The 17,124-nt window shown below is 54.8% G+C and carries 19 protein-coding genes and 1 tRNA gene; 17 read left to right on the forward strand and 3 right to left on the reverse strand.

All coding sequences use genetic code 11. The annotated features are described in order from the left end of the window. The first annotated feature begins 4 nt into the window (after positions 1–4). Positions 5–1,033 carry a nucleoside hydrolase gene (locus PSFL_RS21325; RefSeq protein ID WP_057438631.1) on the forward strand — a complete coding sequence of 343 codons (1,029 nt, stop codon included), beginning with the start codon at positions 5–7 and terminating at the stop codon, positions 1,031–1,033. 33 nt (positions 1,034–1,066) lie between these two features. Here PSFL_RS21325 and PSFL_RS21330 read toward each other — a convergent pair whose 3' ends face one another. Next, the gene (locus tag PSFL_RS21330) at positions 1,067–1,279 is read right to left on the reverse strand and encodes a hypothetical protein (protein WP_029294233.1); all 213 of its coding nucleotides are present in this window, start codon (positions 1,277–1,279) and stop codon (positions 1,067–1,069) included. 135 nt (positions 1,280–1,414) lie between these two features. On the opposite strand from PSFL_RS21330, the gene PSFL_RS21335 reads away from it, so the two are divergent. Further along, positions 1,415–1,720 (forward strand): hypothetical protein, encoded by a 306-nt coding sequence (locus PSFL_RS21335; RefSeq protein WP_057438632.1) that lies wholly within the window; start codon positions 1,415–1,417, stop codon positions 1,718–1,720. A 147-nt stretch (positions 1,721–1,867) separates the two neighbouring features. Further along, a complete protein-coding gene (locus PSFL_RS21340; RefSeq protein ID WP_057438633.1) occupies positions 1,868–2,188 on the forward strand; it encodes an I78 family peptidase inhibitor in 321 nt (106 codons plus the stop codon). A gap of 72 nt (positions 2,189–2,260) precedes the next feature. Here PSFL_RS21340 and PSFL_RS21345 read toward each other — a convergent pair whose 3' ends face one another. Both PSFL_RS21345 and PSFL_RS21350 read right to left on the reverse strand, forming a co-directional pair. Next, entirely contained in the window at positions 2,261–2,473 is a 213-nt protein-coding gene (locus tag PSFL_RS21345; RefSeq protein ID WP_007905882.1) for a cold-shock protein, read from the reverse strand. Positions 2,474–2,762: 289 nt separating this feature from the next. Next, entirely contained in the window at positions 2,763–3,074 is a 312-nt protein-coding gene (locus PSFL_RS21350) for a hypothetical protein (RefSeq protein WP_029294244.1), read from the reverse strand. A 349-nt stretch (positions 3,075–3,423) separates the two neighbouring features. On the opposite strand from PSFL_RS21350, the gene thrS reads away from it, so the two are divergent. The 14 genes from thrS (at position 3,424) to PSFL_RS21420 (ending at position 17,019) form a co-directional block, all read left to right on the forward strand. Next, the gene (thrS, locus tag PSFL_RS21355; RefSeq protein WP_057960165.1) at positions 3,424–5,346 is read left to right on the forward strand and encodes a threonine--tRNA ligase; all 1,923 of its coding nucleotides are present in this window, start codon (positions 3,424–3,426) and stop codon (positions 5,344–5,346) included. After that, positions 5,346–5,897, forward strand: a complete 552-nt coding sequence (gene infC, locus PSFL_RS21360; RefSeq protein ID WP_169960276.1) for a translation initiation factor IF-3 — start codon at positions 5,346–5,348, stop codon at positions 5,895–5,897. Before thrS ends, infC begins: the two co-directional genes overlap by 1 nt. A gap of 60 nt (positions 5,898–5,957) precedes the next feature. Next, the gene (gene rpmI, locus PSFL_RS21365) at positions 5,958–6,152 is read left to right on the forward strand and encodes a 50S ribosomal protein L35 (RefSeq protein WP_002553160.1); all 195 of its coding nucleotides are present in this window, start codon (positions 5,958–5,960) and stop codon (positions 6,150–6,152) included. 29 nt (positions 6,153–6,181) lie between these two features. Next, positions 6,182–6,538: a 50S ribosomal protein L20 gene (gene rplT / locus PSFL_RS21370; protein WP_003174975.1), complete on the forward strand. Its 357-nt coding sequence runs from the start codon at positions 6,182–6,184 to the stop codon at positions 6,536–6,538. 108 nt (positions 6,539–6,646) lie between these two features. Further along, positions 6,647–7,663 (forward strand): phenylalanine--tRNA ligase subunit alpha, encoded by a 1,017-nt coding sequence (gene pheS / locus PSFL_RS21375; protein ID WP_057438636.1) that lies wholly within the window; start codon positions 6,647–6,649, stop codon positions 7,661–7,663. A 26-nt stretch (positions 7,664–7,689) separates the two neighbouring features. Then, a complete protein-coding gene (gene pheT / locus PSFL_RS21380; protein WP_397470454.1) occupies positions 7,690–10,068 on the forward strand; it encodes a phenylalanine--tRNA ligase subunit beta in 2,379 nt (792 codons plus the stop codon). A gap of 3 nt (positions 10,069–10,071) precedes the next feature. Beyond that, on the forward strand, positions 10,072–10,374 hold the full coding sequence (gene ihfA, locus PSFL_RS21385; RefSeq protein WP_002553164.1) for an integration host factor subunit alpha: 303 nt from the start codon (positions 10,072–10,074) through the stop codon (positions 10,372–10,374). Then, positions 10,355–10,711, forward strand: a complete 357-nt coding sequence (locus PSFL_RS21390) for a MerR family transcriptional regulator (protein ID WP_003174972.1) — start codon at positions 10,355–10,357, stop codon at positions 10,709–10,711. The genes ihfA and PSFL_RS21390 overlap by 20 nt, the downstream gene beginning before the upstream one ends. A gap of 90 nt (positions 10,712–10,801) precedes the next feature. Continuing rightward, positions 10,802–10,878 (forward strand) — tRNA-Pro (locus tag PSFL_RS21395). A 736-nt stretch (positions 10,879–11,614) separates the two neighbouring features. Further along, a complete protein-coding gene (locus tag PSFL_RS21400) occupies positions 11,615–13,051 on the forward strand; it encodes a hypothetical protein (RefSeq protein WP_397470455.1) in 1,437 nt (478 codons plus the stop codon). Between the two features lie 11 nt (positions 13,052–13,062). Further along, positions 13,063–13,872: a hypothetical protein gene (locus PSFL_RS21405; protein ID WP_397470456.1), complete on the forward strand. Its 810-nt coding sequence runs from the start codon at positions 13,063–13,065 to the stop codon at positions 13,870–13,872. Then, entirely contained in the window at positions 13,873–15,417 is a 1,545-nt protein-coding gene (locus PSFL_RS21410) for a hypothetical protein (RefSeq protein WP_397470457.1), read from the forward strand. It begins immediately after the preceding gene. Further along, positions 15,417–16,466: a hypothetical protein gene (locus tag PSFL_RS21415; RefSeq protein ID WP_397470458.1), complete on the forward strand. Its 1,050-nt coding sequence runs from the start codon at positions 15,417–15,419 to the stop codon at positions 16,464–16,466. The genes PSFL_RS21410 and PSFL_RS21415 overlap by 1 nt, the downstream gene beginning before the upstream one ends. 211 nt (positions 16,467–16,677) lie before the next feature. Further along, positions 16,678–17,019, forward strand: coding sequence for a hypothetical protein (locus tag PSFL_RS21420; RefSeq protein WP_397470459.1), 342 nt, complete (start codon positions 16,678–16,680; stop codon positions 17,017–17,019). Positions 17,020–17,124: the final 105 nt, after the last annotated feature.

A 17,124-nucleotide genomic window follows, 5' to 3' on the forward strand; every position in this document is an offset into this window, starting at 1 on the left:
CGTCATGCAACGTAGAACCCCAACCCTGCGACACCTGTTTCGGAGTGTGCTGCTTTTGTCCGTGCTAACTGCTGCAAGCGCCCAGGCGGCGGAAAAAATCGACCTGATCATTGATACCGACCCGGGCGCAGACGACGTGGTCGCGCTGCTGTTTGCGATGGCGTCCCCGCAGGAGCTGAATATCCGGGCGTTGACCACCGTGGCCGGCAACGTGCGGCTGGACAAGACCTCGCGCAACGCACGGTTGGCCCGTGAGTGGGCAGGGCGTGAAGAGATTCCGGTGTATGCCGGCGCGCCACAGCCGCTGCTGCGCACGCCGATTTATGCCGAGAATATCCATGGCAAGGAAGGTATTTCCGGTGTCACCGTGCACGAGCCGAAAAAAGGCCTGGCCGAAGGCAATGCGGTCGACTACCTGATCAAGACCCTGAGCACCGCCAAGCCCCATAGCATCACCATTGCCATGCTAGGCCCACAAACCAACCTGGCCCTGGCGTTGACCCAGGCACCGGAAATCACCCAGGGCATCAAGGAAGTGGTGGTCATGGGCGGCGCGCACTTCAACGGCGGCAACATTACGCCGGTGGCCGAGTTCAACCTGTTTGCCGATCCGGTGGCTGCTGAAATCGTCCTCAAAAGTGGCGTCAAGCTGACTTACCTGCCGCTGGACGTGACCCACAAGATCCTCACCAGCGAAGCGCGCCTGAAACAGATCGCCGACTTGAACAACAACGCCAGCAAGATAGTGGGCAGTATTCTCAACGAATACGTCAAAGGGGATATGGAGCACTACGGTATGACGGGTGGCCCGGTGCATGACGCCACCGTGATCGGCTATCTGCTCAAGCCCGAGCTGTTCACCGGACGCCAGGCCAACATGGTGGTCGATAGCCGCGAAGGCCCGACGTTCGGCCAGACCATCGTCGATTGGTACGATGGCCTCAAGCACGATAAAAACGTGTTCTGGGTGGAAAACGGCGACGCCCAGGGCTTTTTCGACTTGCTCACCGAGCGCCTTGCGCGCCTGAAGTAAGCTGCCTGCCGGTCGGCACTCGTCGACCGGTAACTATTCGCGCAGAGGGTCTTCGACCCCCATATGGTCGGCCGGGTATTTCTCGAATATCTGGCCGATAAAGGCCTGCGCTGCCTGGGTGCCCAGCTCCTTGACCAGCAGGTCGATGCCGATGATCGCCAACTCTTCCGGGCTGCCGGGGCTGTAGGAGCTTTGCCCTTGGGGCCACTTGGCTTTGATGTCGGCATTGATGGTAACGATGGTCATCGGGTTCTCGCGGCTCGCAAAGGCTGGACAGGCCTGCAGAGTTAACCATTTTGCGCTGCGTTTGGCACTGCTACTTAGGCATGAGGGGGACGCTGTGCGACACTGGCCCCCTGTTTAATTACCAGGACACGCCACGTGCACATCGACTTGACCAACCCCAAGAGCCTCACATTGGAGGCTGTTCGCCAAATGATTGCCAGTGCCAGCGACGATCAGCACACCCAGCTACGGGTTACCAAGGCCGGTATCGCCTATATCTCTTCCTGTGTGGTGGGAGGGATGCAGATTGATGGGTTGTTGTTTCGCCTGGAGACCTGGGCAGCTGGGTCTGGCTATGTCGGCAAGGTGGCGGCCAGTGATGAGGTGTGGGTGATGCAGATTTTCAATGCGCTGAAGCAGAACTGGCCGAAGCCGCCGTTTGACTACATCGACATCTACTGAGATTTATTCATATCTGGTGACGATTGATTCATCAGGCCATGGCGTAGAGTCAGGCAGACTCGCCTACAGCCAATTGTGACAATTCTGAAACCAATTGGCCAAATCACGGTCGCACGATCTCTGTCCATTTTTCTCAAAGGAGGCTTCATGCCTTGGAAGCTCGCATCATTCGGTACCTTGTTGGCGGCAGCCGTCCTCGCGGGTTGCAGTACTTCGGGTACCTCCGAGCCGGCCAAAGACACGGCCGCGGCTGAGCCTGTTCACACGCGCTGTGAATCGCAGGCTGCGCAGTTCGCCATCGGCCAGAAGGCCTCGCCGCAATTGCTGGAGCAGGCCCGTACCCGTGCCGGTGCGCAGAATGCCCGTATTCTCAAGCCCAACGACATGATCACCCTCGAATACCGTTCCGATCGCCTGAACCTCAACACCGATGACAATCTAGTGATCACCCGCGTCAACTGCGGCTGATAACACAACACTTTTGTGTCACCCATAAAAAACCCCGTCACATGGACGGGGTTTTTTAGATCGGCGTAGAGATTACTCTGCGCGAACCTGTGCAGCTTGCATACCCTTTTGGCCTTTCTCAGCCACGAAGGAAACGGTTTGGCCTTCTTTCAGGCTTTTGAAACCGTCGCTTTCGATAGCTTTGAAGTGTACGAACAGGTCGTCACCGCCACCTTGAGGAGTGATGAAGCCGAAGCCTTTTTCATCGTTGAACCATTTAACGGTGCCGGTTTGGCGATTAGACATGGTGTATCTCCAAGAAACATATATTTTCAGTAGTACTGTGCTGCTCAGGCCAACTGGGCACACTGGGCTATCATAGTCGAAATGTCCGGCTTGGGAGCCCCCCCAAGGCACTGTTTGCCAATCAAACGCGTTTTCTTCAGTGCCCTGGATGGCTGTAAGCCCCGGTTTACGGGGCTTTAGCGAGAAATATCAGCTAGTAAAAAAAGCCGTAAAAGCAATGTAAATTGTGAGAAATAGCAGTTTTCAGTGGGTTTTCAGGCCGTTTTTTCGGTCTGATTTCTCGCCACGCTTACTTTTTCTTCACGACCTTGCAGGACGAAATAGCTGCGACGGCTTTGTTTTTCAGCTCCGCGCTGGCGTTCTGGTTGGTCATCAGTTCCTTGATTTCCGCAGTGCTCAATTCAGCGTTGATTTTATCCGCGCCACATTCGCAATGGGCTTTGGCGGTTTTGGCATCAACGTTCTGGCTGGCGGCGGCGCTGCAGTCCTGGACAAAGCTATCCCGGGCGCCTGCAGGCCAGTTGGACGGGGCGGCGGCTTGAGCGCCAATGGAGAACAGGGCCAGGGAAGCGGCAAGGGCGAAGATCGAGGTGCTGCGCATGGTTAGATGCTCCTTGAGTCGAGATGACGGACGGCGATTTTCAGTGTGTTTGAGGCATGACGTACAGCCCAAGTTCACTTTTGCCTGTAAAAGCCTGGAGTTTGCCTTTGCGCGGCGGTGGGGCGGCGCTATGACCGTTCATCTGTGCTAGCATCAGCGACCTAGCTTTTTTCGTGCCGGGTTTTTTTGTTTAACTCCAGTCACTCTGGTTCGATTATCGGTTGGCCGAAAGGCTCCTGCCGCTGTAAGGCAGGCGTTCAGCAATGAGCGGCCTGGTGTTGGATCTTGTACTGGCTCATCCCAACCCACGTGACCTTTGGTAGGGGTCACCACTAGGAGAGGAGGCGCCATGCCAACTATTACTCTTCCCGACGGCAGTCAACGTTCATTCGATCATCCGGTTTCCGTAGCCGAGGTCGCCGCATCCATTGGTGCAGGCCTGGCCAAGGCCACCGTGGCCGGCAAGGTCGACGGCAAGCTGGTTGACGCCAGCGACCTGATCACCAGCGACGTCAGCCTGCAAATCATCACGCCCAAGGATCAAGAGGGGCTGGAGATCATTCGCCACTCTTGCGCGCACCTGATTGGCCATGCGGTCAAACAGCTGTACCCCACCGCGAAGATGGTGATCGGCCCGGTCATCGACGAAGGCTTCTATTACGATATCGCCTACGAGCGTCCTTTCACGCCGGACGATATGGCCGCCATCGAAGCGCGCATGCACGCGCTGATCGAGAAAGATTACGACGTCATCAAGAAAGTCACGCCACGCGCCGAAGTGATCGACGTGTTCACTGCCCGTGGTGAGGACTACAAGCTGCGTCTGGTGGAAGACATGCCGGACGAACAGGCCATGGGCCTGTATTACCACGAAGAATATGTCGACATGTGCCGTGGCCCGCACGTGCCGAATACGCGCTTCCTCAAATCGTTCAAGCTGACCAAGCTGTCCGGTGCCTACTGGCGCGGCGATGCGAAAAACGAGCAACTGCAGCGGGTCTATGGCACCGCCTGGGCTGACAAGAAGCAGCTGGCGGCCTACATCCAGCGCATCGAAGAAGCCGAGAAGCGCGATCACCGTAAAATCGGTAAGCGCCTGAACCTGTTCCACCTCCAGGAAGAAGCGCCGGGCATGGTGTTCTGGCACCCGAACGGCTGGACCCTGTACCAGGTGCTTGAGCAGTACATGCGCAAGGTGCAGCGTGAAAACGGCTATCTGGAGATCAAGACGCCGCAAGTGGTTGACCGTAGCCTGTGGGAGAAATCCGGGCACTGGGCCAACTACGCCGACAACATGTTCACCACCGAGTCGGAAAGCCGCGACTACGCCATCAAGCCGATGAACTGCCCTTGCCACGTGCAAGTGTTCAATCAGGGCTTGAAGAGCTACCGCGAGCTGCCGATGCGCCTGGCCGAGTTCGGTGCCTGCCACCGTAACGAGCCATCGGGTGCACTGCACGGCATCATGCGTGTGCGCGGTTTCACTCAGGACGACGCCCACATCTTCTGCACCGAAGAGCAGATGCAGGCCGAATCCGCCGCGTTCATCAAGCTGACCATGGACGTTTATCGCGATTTCGGCTTTACCGACGTCGAAATGAAGCTGTCCACTCGTCCGGAAAAACGCGTCGGTTCCGACGAGTTGTGGGATCGCGCCGAAGCTGCACTGGCCGCTGCGCTAGATAGTGCGGGCCTTGCGTACGATCTGCAGCCGGGTGAGGGCGCCTTCTACGGTCCTAAAATCGAGTTCTCGCTGAAAGATTGCCTTGGCCGTGTCTGGCAATGTGGTACCTTGCAGCTCGATTTTAACCTGCCGATCCGTCTGGGAGCCGAATACGTCTCCGAAGACAACAGCCGTAAACACCCGGTTATGCTGCACCGGGCGATCCTCGGCTCATTCGAACGGTTCGTCGGGATCCTGATCGAGCACTACGAGGGCGCGTTCCCTGCGTGGCTGGCTCCGACTCAGGCAGTGATCATGAATATCACTGATAAACAGGCCGATTTTGCTGCTGAAGTTGAAAAAACACTCAACGAAAGCGGATTTCGTGCCAAGTCCGACTTGAGAAATGAAAAGATCGGCTTTAAAATCCGCGAGCATACTTTGCTCAAGGTTCCCTATCTTTTGGTTATCGGAGATCGGGAAGTCGAGATGCAGACTGTCGCTGTGCGTACTCGTGAAGGTGCTGACCTGGGCTCGATGCCCGTCGCCCAGTTCGCTGAGTTCCTCGCGCAAGCGGTTTCCCGGCGTGGTCGCCCAGATTCGGAGTAATTACTATTAAGCGTGAAATGAGACAAGATAAACGAGCTGCACCGAAAGCCCCGATCAACGAGAATATCTCGGCACGCGAGGTTCGGTTAATTGGGGCTGAGGGTGAGCAGCTTGGGATTGTGTCAATTGAAGACGCGCTTCTTAAGGCTGAAGAAGCCAAGCTCGATTTGGTGGAAATTTCCGCCGATGCTGTACCTCCTGTCTGCAAGCTGATGGATTACGGCAAGTCGATCTTCGAAAAGAAGAAGCAGATTGCCGCAGCCAAGAAAAACCAGAAGCAGATCCAGGTTAAAGAAATCAAGTTTCGTCCAGGGACGGAGGAAGGGGATTACCAGGTAAAACTGCGCAACCTGGTACGTTTCCTGAGTGATGGGGACAGGGCCAAGGTATCCTTGCGATTCCGCGGCCGTGAGATGGCCCACCAGGAGCTGGGTATGGAACTCCTCAAGCGGGTTGAAGCTGACCTGCTGGAGTACGGTTCCGTCGAACAGCATCCTAAGATGGAAGGACGCCAGCTGATCATGGTCATCGCCCCGAAAAAGAAGAAGTAATCAATAGGGCACGGCAGGCCTTCTGATTATGTTTATCAACTGAATGCGGAGTATCCGAACATGCCAAAGATGAAGACTAAAAGTGGTGCTGCTAAGCGGTTTCTGAAAACTGCTAACGGTATCAAGCACAAGCACGCTTTCAAGAGCCACATCCTGACCAAAATGTCGACCAAGCGTAAGCGTCAACTGCGCGGTAGCAGCTTGCTGCATCCGTCTGACGTGGCAAAAGTCGAGCGCATGCTGCGCCTTCGTTAATTTTGGATCAAGAATAGAGGAAGTAACTCATGGCTCGTGTAAAGCGTGGCGTCATTGCCCGTAAGCGTCACAAAAAAATTCTGAAACTCGCTAAAGGCTACTACGGCGCGCGTTCACGCGTATTCCGTGTTGCCAAGCAAGCGGTAATCAAGGCAGGCCAATACGCCTACCGTGACCGTCGTCAGAAAAAACGTCAGTTCCGCGCTCTGTGGATCGCTCGTATCAATGCTGGTGCTCGTGTTAACGGTCTGTCCTACAGCCGTTTCATCGCTGGCCTGAAAAAAGCGTCCATCGAAATCGACCGTAAGGTTCTGGCTGAACTGGCCGTGAACGAAAAAGCGGTGTTTGCTGCGATTGTCGAGAAAGCTAAAGCCACCTTGGCTTAAGTACCCCCGACAGTCACCCTGGGCTACTCCGTAGTCCAAGGTGGTAAACGTCATAAATAGGGGAAGAGCCTTCAAGCTCTTCCCCTATTTTGTATCTGGAGTCTGTACATGGAAAACCTGGACGCGCTGGTCGCTCAAGCTCTTGAGGCTGTGCAAAGCGCTGAAGATATCAATGCCCTGGAGCAAATCCGGGTTCAATACCTTGGCAAGAAAGGTGAGTTGACTCAGGTGATGAAGACCCTGGGCAATCTGCCGGCCGAAGAGCGCCCGCAAGTCGGTGCGCTGATCAACGTTGCCAAGGAGCGTGTCACAGAGGTTCTCAATGCGCGCAAGGCGTTGTTCGAGGAGGCCGATCTTGCGGCCAAGCTCGCCGCCGAGTCCATTGACGTGACCCTGCCTGGCCGCGGCCAGACCTCTGGCGGTCTGCATCCGGTGACCCGGACTCTGGAACGTATCGAGCAGTTCTTTACCCACATCGGCTACGGCATTGCCGAAGGCCCTGAGGTCGAAGACGACTATCACAACTTCGAGGCGCTCAACATCCCAGGCCATCACCCGGCCCGGTCGATGCACGACACCTTCTATTTCAATGCGAACATGCTGTTGCGCACCCATACCTCGCCGGTACAGGTCCGCACCATGGAATCGCAGCAGCCGCCGATCCGCATCGTCTGCCCAGGCCGTGTGTACCGTAGCGACTCCGATATCACCCACTCGCCGATGTTCCACCAGGTCGAAGGCCTGCTGGTTGATCGCGACATCAATTTCGCCGACCTCAAAGGCACCATCGAAGAATTCCTGCGGGTGTTCTTCGAAAAAGAGCTGGCGGTACGTTTCCGCCCGTCCTACTTCCCGTTCACCGAGCCATCCGCCGAAGTCGATATGGAGTGCGTGATGTGCAGCGGTAAAGGCTGCCGTGTCTGCAAACAGACCGGCTGGCTGGAAGTCATGGGGTGCGGGATGGTTCACCCCAACGTGCTGCGCATGTCCGGGATCGACCCGGAAGAGTTCTCGGGCTTTGCCTTCGGCATGGGCGTCGAGCGTCTGGCCATGCTGCGTTACGGCGTGAACGACTTGCGCCTGTTCTTCGACAACGACTTGCGGTTCCTCGCGCAATTTCGCTAGTCGTAACGAACCTTTAGGAGAGCAGGATGAAATTCAGTGAACAATGGCTGCGTGGCTGGGTAAGCCCGCAGGTAAATCGCGATGAGCTGGTTGCTCGTCTGTCGATGGCCGGCCTTGAGGTCGATAGCGTTACGCCGGCCGCCGGTGTTTTCAGCGGTGTAGTGGTGGGCGAGGTGCTCAGCACCGAACAGCACCCGGACGCCGACAAGTTGCGTGTGTGCCAGGTCAGCAACGGCGCTGAAACCTTCCAGGTTGTGTGCGGTGCGCCAAATGTGCGCCCAGGCCTGAAAATCCCGTTCGCGATGATCGGTGCCGAACTGCCCGGTGACTTCAAGATCAAGAAAGCCAAGCTGCGTGGCGTCGAGTCCAACGGCATGCTGTGCTCCCAGGCGGAGTTGCAGGTGGGCGAAGGCAATGATGGCTTGATGGAACTGCCGGCTGATGCGCCCGTGGGCCAGGACATCCGTGCCTACCTCGACCTGGAAGACGCCAGCATCGAAGTCGACCTGACTCCGAACCGTGGCGACTGCCTGTCCCTGGCCGGTCTGGCCCGTGAAGTCGGTGCGCTGTACGGCGTGCCTGTCACGCGTCCAGCAGTGACCGCAGTCCCGGCCGTCCACGACGAAGTGCGTTCCATCGAAGTGCTGGCGCCAAGCGCGTGCCCGCGCTACCTGGGCCGTGTCATTCGCAATGTCGACCTGTCCCGGCCGACCCCGCTGTGGATGGTTGAGCGCCTGCGTCGCGCCGACGTGCGCAGCATCGATGCCGCCGTCGACATTACCAACTACGTGATGCTGGAGCTGGGTCAACCGCTGCACGCCTTCGATCTGGCCGAGATCAACGGCGGGATTCGCGTGCGCATGGCCGAGGAAGGCGAAAAGCTGGTCTTGCTCGATGGCCAGGAAGTCACCCTGCGTAGCGATACCTTGGTGATTGCTGACCACTCCCGCGCCCTGGCCATTGCCGGTGTGATGGGGGGTGAGCACAGTGGCGTGTCGGCGACGACCCGTGACGTGTTCCTTGAAAGCGCGTTCTTCGACCAGATCGCTGTGGCAGGCAAGGCCCGTTCCTACGGCCTGCACACCGATGCCTCGCACCGCTACGAGCGTGGCGTGGACTGGCAACTGGCCCGTGAAGCCATGGAGCGTGCCACCGGCCTGCTGCTGGAAATCACCGGCGGTGAAGCTGGCCCGATTACCGAGACTGTCAACGAGCAGTACTTGCCTTCGATTGCACCAGTGACGCTGCGCGCCCAGCGCGTCGAGCAGATGCTCGGCCTGGTGATCGAAGAAGCGCAAATCGTCAGTCTGCTGACCGGCCTCGGCCTGGGCATTAGCGCTGATGGGGCAGGGCAGTGGCGCGTAGAAGTGCCGAGCCATCGGTTCGATATCAGCCTTGAAGTCGACCTGATCGAAGAACTGGCCCGCCTGTACGGCTACAACCGTCTGCCGGTTCGTTACCCGCAAGCGCGCCTGGCCCCACAGCCCAAGACCGAAGCCCGTGCGCACCTGCCGGAGCTGCGTCGTCTGCTGGTCGCCCGCGGTTATCAGGAAGCGGTGACCTACAGCTTCATTGATCCCAAGCAGTTCGAACTGTTCAGCCCGGGTGTCGAGCCGCTGTTGCTGGCCAATCCGATCTCCAACGACATGGCGGCTATGCGTTCGTCCCTGTGGCCAGGCCTGGTGAAAGCACTTTCCCATAACCTGAACCGTCAGCAGGATCGCGTGCGCATGTTCGAAAGCGGCCTGCGCTTTGTCGGCCAATTGGACGGCCTGAAGCAGGAGCCGATGCTGGCCGGTGTGGTCTGCGGCAGCCGTCTGCCTGAGGGTTGGGCCCAGGGGCGCGATCCGGTGGACTTCTTCGACGTCAAGGCTGACGTGGAAGCGGTGCTGGGCTTTGCCGGCGCGCTGGATGCCTTCGCATTTGTTCCGGGCAGCCACCCGGCATTGCATCCAGGCCAGACTGCGCGCATCGAGCGTGAAGGCCGCCTGGTCGGTTTCGTTGGCGCTATCCACCCTGAACTGTCGAAAACCCTCGGTCTTGACCGTCCGGTGTTCGTCTTCGAGTTGGTGTTGGCTGACGTCGCTGCGGGCAAGATGCCTAAATTCAGCGAGCTGTCGCGTTTCCCGGAAGTGCGTCGTGACCTCGCCCTGGTGGCGGATCGTGATGTGGCGGCCAGTGCCGTGCTGGAAGTAATCCGAGAAAATGCAGGCGAATGGCTGACGGACCTCAGGCTATTTGACGTCTATCAGGGTAAAGGCATTGATCCGCATAGAAAAAGCCTTGCAGTTGGCTTGACCTGGCAGCATCCATCGCGCACTCTTAATGACGATGAGGTGAATACCACGACGCAAAATATCCTCACCTCGCTCGAACAAAGGTTGAACGCCACGTTAAGGAAGTGACGTATGGGGGCTTTGACGAAAGCTGAGATGGCGGAACGTCTGTACGAAGAGTTGGGTCTGAATAAGCGCGAGGCCAAGGAATTGGTCGAGCTGTTTTTTGAAGAAATCAGGCACGCTCTGGAAGACAACGAACAGGTCAAATTGTCCGGTTTCGGCAATTTTGACCTGCGGGACAAACGCCAGCGGCCTGGCCGCAATCCAAAAACGGGAGAAGAAATCCCGATCACGGCTCGCCGTGTGGTCACCTTTCGTCCAGGGCAGAAGTTGAAGGCCCGAGTTGAGGCTTATGCTGGAACCAAGTCATAACGACGAGCTACCCGTCATCCCAGGCAAACGCTACTTCACCATTGGTGAAGTCAGCGAGCTATGTGCGGTAAAACCGCACGTGCTGCGCTATTGGGAGCAGGAGTTTCCTCAACTCAACCCCGTCAAACGCACCGGGAACCGTCGGTATTATCAGCGCCAGGATGTGCTGATGATCCGACAGATCCGCGCGTTACTGTACGACCAGGGGTTCACCATCAGCGGCGCACGCCAGCGTATGTCCGGTGATGAAGCCAAAGACGACACCACCCAATACAAGCAATTGATCCGCCAGATGATCTCCGAACTGGAAGACGTACTGGTGGTTTTGAAAAAGTGAAACAAGCCTTTAAAATACTTCCACATTTCAAATGCTTGCGGTATATTCCTGATCGCTTCGTTACGAAGCGAACCCAGTTTCACGCCTAGTCGGGGCGTAGCGCAGTCCGGTAGCGCACTAGCATGGGGTGCTAGGGGTCGAGTGTTCGAATCACTCCGTCCCGACCATATAATTCAAGGGGTTGCGAGATTTTATCTTGCGACCCTTTTTTATGTTTAGTCGTTTTTACCCCCACAAAACCACTGGCTCTGGATGGAATCCTCATGGCTTCCGCGTGGGGGGGCGTAGGTTTTGGCGCAAGCGCGTGGTCTCTTTACCATGTGTTTGGTCTTTCTCTTCAGGTCCTAACGTTTTTGAGTGTTTAAGACTATTTTCTTGCTGATTGAGAACTACATACGGGTCAATTATCAGCTTGTTTATCTCAGGTCGCTCGGGTCATCCTGCGTACCCTGTAGTTAGGCTTGGGCGGCACTGGGATCGCATAGCCGTCGGGGACTAGGCTGCGTAGGTCACAGTCCATCATGAACAATCTGGCTTCAAAGGCGTGGCAGCGGCCTACAAGTTGAGGCTGCTTGGCGAATAGTTCGGACCCTTCGAGTACTGCGGGGATGATCCAACCCAGTTGGGCCTCCAGCCGAGTAAAAATTCTTGCTTTGACTAGCAGCCTCCTATTAGCCCGTCCGTTAGTCCGCAAACTACTCGTTCCTGCTTGCTATGGAGCAGTGGTGCAGTCATCATTTCGCCACCTTGATGGCTATTTGATACGGCTGCACGTTACGGACGACGATTCTTCCTGAACTCACCCCCCCCCCAGAACGATAAAACGGCAATTTATGCTGCGTAGCACGCTTGCGCATATGAATGTCATAAGTCATTGATTAACAAAGCGCATGGATGTCATCAATGCATTTCTTCAAAAGACTCTTTGCTTTCATTGCTTCCCTTTTTTCGAGCCAGGAAACAGAGCATAGCGAACCGCTCATCCCGAAGATCGACCCTGAGAAGCTCAAGAAAAAGCTGGATCTTCAAAAAATCGCTAGAGAACACGGCGCGAAAGGCATCCCGAGGAGCGGCGATACGCAATTAACTGCTGCCGAGCACGCCGTCCGTGCGGAGCTTGGTCGGATGCGAGAGCAAACGGTGAAGTATGGCGAGCAGCGTGTTAAGCAAATTCAGAATCGCCTGGACTCGATCGATATTACGTTAGAAATGAACCGCGCCATCGAGTTAGGAAACGAGTTCGTTCGTACGTCCGATCATCACCTTACTCGTGAGGACGGGCGTATGAAGGATTTTGCCGCTGACACGAAAACGAAGTTTCAGATCCTCAGCAATTTTCGTAGCGAAAACTGCCTGCCAAACATCCCAGCAAAATGCCCCACTGGAGGCGGCCAATTTTTTAAGCTGATGGTCGTACTCGGCTGTTGCGTCCTTGAGGGCGCGCTAAATGCCACGTTTTTCGGCTCAGGATTGGAGGGGGGGTTGCTCAGCGGCTTTACGATGGCCTTCATGTTGTCGTTTTTCAACGTGCTTGCGTGTTTTCTTGCAGGGCTTGGTTTCAGAAACAAGAACCACATCAAAGGGGCACGCCGGTTCTGGGGTTGGATCTCTTTCGCTTTGGCAGTAACCGTCATGATTGGGTTAGGGGTACTGATCTCCTATTTCCGCTATGTGATGACTGTCTATGAAGACGGCAGTCAAAACGCCTTTCTTCTGGTCTGGCAAAGCTTTCTCGCAGGCATATTCCCCATTCAGGATTTCGAGTCGTTGATTCTGTTCTTCGGGACCATTGCGTTTGGCTGTATCGGCGTTTGGGAGGGATACAACTTCACGGATCGCTATCCCGGATATGCAGGTGTATGGAGTCAATATGCGGAAGCTCACCGCCGCTACATTGAGCTGATCGAAGGCTTGCGAGATAGGCTGGAAGTCGAGAAGGCGCAAGTGCTACTAAAAATTGATAGCGGTGTGCAGGCAGCTGAAAAGTCGATCAAAGCTTTCAAGTTCAATATGAACCAGAAGTCGATCGTGAAAAAACAGGTATCCGAAACGCTGGTCATGGCTGATGAAACGCTGCAGAGCCTGACGCGCTACTACCAGAACGAAAACATGATGGCGCGTCCTACGGACGCTCCACCACCCGATTATTTCGACCATCCAGTGACATTTGGTCCCCTGGATATGCCGGATTTCAGTGTTCAAAAGGATGAGTTGCGACTGGGTGCACAGGAACAGCTTTTGCGCGAATTGGTCGCTGAGGTTGAGCCGATCCGGGCTAGAGTCCAATCCTCGTTCAATCAGCAATACAACCAGCTTCAGCCGCTTCAGGACTTGGTATAAGGGGATTTGTGATGTCGGTTTATGCCAAGCGTGAAAGTAATACCGGGAAATGGATTTGGGGCGGCGTAATTGGCGTTGCAGTTGCCTTGGTGCTCGGTGGGATTGGGTACTACAAAATGAACCACGAAACCTTGGACAAGGAGACTCTTTGTCCCAGTAACGGCCCTAAAGGCCAATACGTCGTGCTAATTGATAACACCTCGCCGTTCCCTTTCACCCAAAAGGCAGCTTTGTCCCAGCGGCTCAAGACGATGGTGTTGAACGAGGTGCCTGAGGGGCACCTGCTTTCCGTGTTTTTGCTTGGGGAAAAATTTGAGCAAAACGAAAAGCCTATCTTTGAACGCTGTAATCCTGGTCAGTGGGGTGATCGCAGTCAACTCACGGCGACCAAGAAGTTTGTTGATAGGGACTTCAATGAAAAATTTGCCAAACCGCTCGATGCCGTTGTGCGCCATATTCCCCTCGACGAGCACAGCAAACTGTCACCCATTTTCCAGATGCTCCAACTGGTAGGCATCAACGGGTTTGATCATGCCAATGTGAAAGGTGACCGCAAGCTCGTCATTTACTCAGACATGTTGGCCAACATGCCCGATTTCTCAATGTACAAAATTAAGCGACATAACTACGCGGAGTTTGCCAAATCACCATATGGTCGCAACGCTCAAGCACCTGGGTTAAGCGGAGCCATCGTGACCATTAATTTACTGGCAAATGAGCAAAAAACACCACAAACCAACAATCTTGGCAATTTCTGGGCTCAATATTTCGAGGCCAACGGGGCTTCAGTTGAGGGAATTACTGCAATGGAGGGGCTGTAATTGGACTTCAACAAGCTCGTGCGCCGGGTACAGACCTATTTCATTGCGGCCGTAATACTCAAAGCTGCTTTTGCCGTAGCCAGCCTCACATTCAACGAGCCTTTCTGGCTTGGCTTTGTGCTGCCATTGGTGGTGATGTGTTGTTATTGGTTTGTTGGTTACCGCGTTCGAGAGAAGTGGAATGTCCAGCTTACGCTCGCGAAATTTGCGGACTCGGTTTATTACCTTGGCTTCCTGTTCACTGTCGGCAGCATCATTATCTGTCTGCTCGACATCAACTCTATCGGTGACAATCTCAACGGAATGGCTGTTCGTTTTGGCGCGGCGATGGTCAGTACGGCCATTGGTATGCTGGCAAGGGTGCTGCATACAGGCTTCAAAGTTGACACCAACGACGCGGTCAAGAGTGTCGAGGAACGAGCCATTCAGTCGGCCGAAAATCTATCCATGTCTTTTGATGCTGCCAGTCAACAGCTTGAGGTGTTCCGGGATCAGGTTATGGCTGCTTCGAAGGAAGCCGTGCAGAGTGTCCAGGAGCAAATCACAGCTATCTCGCAACACAGCACCAATGCCATGGAGACGTTTTTCGCTAACGCTACTCGGCAAAGCAACGATGCCTTTGAGCGAATCCTCAAACAAGCTAATGATGCGAGTACCGATTTACTTACCACCATCAATGGCCTTTCTGAAAAAAGCGAACAAACGCTCAATCGCATGGAGTCTCATGCTCTCGATTTCGGTAAGAAAGCACAGGAACGGCTCGATCAGACTCTCTTCCCGGATGACCTGTTCGTGCAAAAACTCAACCCCGCTATTGAGACCCTGTCCGGAACCACCGACACGCTCAACGAGGGGGTCTCAACTTTGGCTCTCGATGTCAAAGCTGCGGCACGGATGGTGGGTACCGCGGTTCGCAGTTTGAATACTAAAACTGAAACGATAGGGCAGGCCGTCGCTGCGGTGGGATCAATCGTTGAAAGCCAGGAACGCCTGGTGGAATCGATGAAGTCACAGGGCAATGACGTCATGGATAGAGTGGAGAGAGTTCAGAAGGATTACCTCGACTCGCTGGATGATCAGCGAGAGGACTTCATGGAAGACATCAAGACTAGCCAGCAAGTGTATGTGAAGGTCGTCGAGAAGCTTGAAGAGTTACGTACCATAGTAAGAGACGACACCGCTGTAGAGCGTATGACCCAGGAAGTAACGGGCGCCCTGAATGCTATGAGTCACGCCAGTATCAAAAGTAACGAGGCCTTCGCTGAGAGTTTGCGCTCGACATTGACGCCGCTCGTAGAGGCAGTCGTGGCCAGTAACGATGTACATAAGACTTTGGCCGCCAATGTTGAATCGAGCAACCACAGCATTGAAACGGCGCATGCTTATCTACTGGATGAACTGATGGGTAAGATTGATCTCATCAACAAACCTGAAGGGCGTTCGCTTTCCGTTAACGAAGAGGCCTCGGCGCAGTCACTTGAATCAATTGCTGGCGCGACGTTGGCTCGCGAAAATGAGACTACGGCTGATGTGAGAACTGCCTGATGAGCTCTAAAAATGATCAGGTGTTTCAGCTTTCGCTTACCGAAATCTGGATCATTTTGTGTTTCATTTTGCTTTTGCTGATGGGGTACAAGGTTTGGCAGCTCACGCATAAAAATACAGAGATGGCGAACAAAATCTCTGCCTATCAAGACATCGATCAGCGTGAACAGGCTATCAAGCTTGCGAGTGATGAACTCAAGGCGAGGATGGTTTCCCTTAAGGTGAAAAATCCGGACGAGATCATTTCGAAACTCGTGGATGCCTCCAAGGCAAAAGAGGAGGCTGGTCGTCTCAAGGTGCTGCTGACTCAAAAAGATGAACAGCTTACTGCACTGGCAGCTATCGATAAGGCATTGCAGGAAGCAGGGAGCAAAAACAAGGGCGAAGACGCCAAGCGCCTGATCCTCGAAACGATGATGTCCTATGACCAGCTCAAAAAGCTCGTGGTCGATCCGGACGAGGAGAAGGATGCTCAGCCCACGGACGTCATCAAACGCATAGGCGCTCTCAAGGCAACTGAGCAATTGTTGAAGACTGCCCTGGGGCAAGAAGGCATTCTGACTTCGGAGCAGATTTCGGACATTGTGAAGAACTCTGAAGCTTTTGCCCAAGCCGAGAAGCAAGGTGTCAATCCGACGACGTTGCAGAAAACCAACAGTGACTTAAAAGGGCAGGTTCAGTTTCTGCAAAACAAACTGAACAAGGGTAAGGGCGGCGACCTGCCGCCTTGCTGGGCGAACGAAGCCGGTAAGGCAGAGATGTTCCTCACCGTCTATTTGAAGGAGGATTCTCTTAGCTTCGAACCTGCCTGGCCGACAACACGGCAGGCCGATGCCGAAGCGCTGCCAAATTTTTCTGCATTAATGGCAAACACCACTCGCACGTATGAGGATTTCCTTCAGGCGGCGCGGCCCATTTCTGATTTAGCCAATCAGCGGGAGTGCAAATTTTATGTGCGACTGGCGAGCCAAATCCAAGCGGCGGTGATGTCTGATCGACGCCGCTTGATGATAGAAAACTTGTTCTACAAGGTTGAAGTTAGACGTTAAGTTTTGTCGTCGGACACCGTGGTTGTACAACTCATATTGAGTTGCATCGGTCTCAATAGGGGTGGCGATGATCGGCTGAGAAATCAATGACGACCAAAGGCACATTACGGCTGTCACTATAAGAGATATCATCCCGCCATCAGCTCAAGAGGGGCTCCCTGGCCGGTCAATTTCGGCACTCCCTTGAGCATAACGACAAGGATTGTTGCGCATGGACGATATCGTTCAGCCCCTCACACCCCAAGAAGAAGCCCTGCCTAAAGAAGTACAGGTCCTTGCCACCTTGGTAGCAAAGCTGAATCTTGCAGATTTCCAGAACGCTATCCCTGTGATTCGCGAGCTTCGTATCTCGAACGAAACGAGTGATCGGTTCGTCAATGCCACTCTTACGCTTAGCTCGGCCCCCGAGGTATTTAAGTCCAAGATCTGGCGGATCGACGAGATCGCTGCAGATAGCTTCCGGGTAATACCTGAGCTTGATCTTGTCTTGGACGGCCCGTTGTTGAGTCGCCTGACAGAGTCAGAAATGTCTGAATCGCTCCGGGTTTCGTAGACACCTCTTTGCCTTAAACTGAGGCCTATTAGGAGGTGCCATGAGCAACCCGCGTTACCCCGAAGAATTCAAAATCCAAGCAGTCAATCAAGTGACCGAAAAGAG

This window comes from Pseudomonas sp. DD1 (assembly GCF_044510355.1).
GTDB lineage: Bacteria > Pseudomonadota > Gammaproteobacteria > Pseudomonadales > Pseudomonadaceae > Aquipseudomonas > Aquipseudomonas shahriarae.

Excerpts from the sequence above, each read along its gene's own strand:
- PSFL_RS21420 (WP_397470459.1), top strand. The coding sequence starts at position 16,678 with ATGGACGATATCGTTCAGCCCCTCACACCCCAAGAAGAAGCCCTGCCT.
- pheT (WP_397470454.1), top strand. The coding sequence starts at position 7,690 with ATGAAATTCAGTGAACAATGGCTGCGTGGCTGGGTAAGCCCGCAGGTA.
- PSFL_RS21390 (WP_003174972.1), top strand. The coding sequence starts at position 10,355 with ATGCTGGAACCAAGTCATAACGACGAGCTACCCGTCATCCCAGGCAAA.
- PSFL_RS21330 (WP_029294233.1), bottom strand. The coding sequence starts at position 1,279 with ATGACCATCGTTACCATCAATGCCGACATCAAAGCCAAGTGGCCCCAA.
- rpmI (WP_002553160.1), top strand. The coding sequence starts at position 5,958 with ATGCCAAAGATGAAGACTAAAAGTGGTGCTGCTAAGCGGTTTCTGAAA.
- PSFL_RS21400 (WP_397470455.1), top strand. The coding sequence starts at position 11,615 with ATGCATTTCTTCAAAAGACTCTTTGCTTTCATTGCTTCCCTTTTTTCG.
- PSFL_RS21340 (WP_057438633.1), top strand. The coding sequence starts at position 1,868 with ATGCCTTGGAAGCTCGCATCATTCGGTACCTTGTTGGCGGCAGCCGTC.
- rplT (WP_003174975.1), top strand. The coding sequence starts at position 6,182 with ATGGCTCGTGTAAAGCGTGGCGTCATTGCCCGTAAGCGTCACAAAAAA.
- ihfA (WP_002553164.1), top strand. The coding sequence starts at position 10,072 with ATGGGGGCTTTGACGAAAGCTGAGATGGCGGAACGTCTGTACGAAGAG.
- PSFL_RS21415 (WP_397470458.1), top strand. The coding sequence starts at position 15,417 with ATGAGCTCTAAAAATGATCAGGTGTTTCAGCTTTCGCTTACCGAAATC.
- PSFL_RS21345 (WP_007905882.1), bottom strand. The coding sequence starts at position 2,473 with ATGTCTAATCGCCAAACCGGCACCGTTAAATGGTTCAACGATGAAAAA.
- pheS (WP_057438636.1), top strand. The coding sequence starts at position 6,647 with ATGGAAAACCTGGACGCGCTGGTCGCTCAAGCTCTTGAGGCTGTGCAA.
- thrS (WP_057960165.1), top strand. The coding sequence starts at position 3,424 with ATGCCAACTATTACTCTTCCCGACGGCAGTCAACGTTCATTCGATCAT.
- PSFL_RS21325 (WP_057438631.1), top strand. The coding sequence starts at position 5 with ATGCAACGTAGAACCCCAACCCTGCGACACCTGTTTCGGAGTGTGCTG.
- PSFL_RS21405 (WP_397470456.1), top strand. The coding sequence starts at position 13,063 with ATGTCGGTTTATGCCAAGCGTGAAAGTAATACCGGGAAATGGATTTGG.
- PSFL_RS21350 (WP_029294244.1), bottom strand. The coding sequence starts at position 3,074 with ATGCGCAGCACCTCGATCTTCGCCCTTGCCGCTTCCCTGGCCCTGTTC.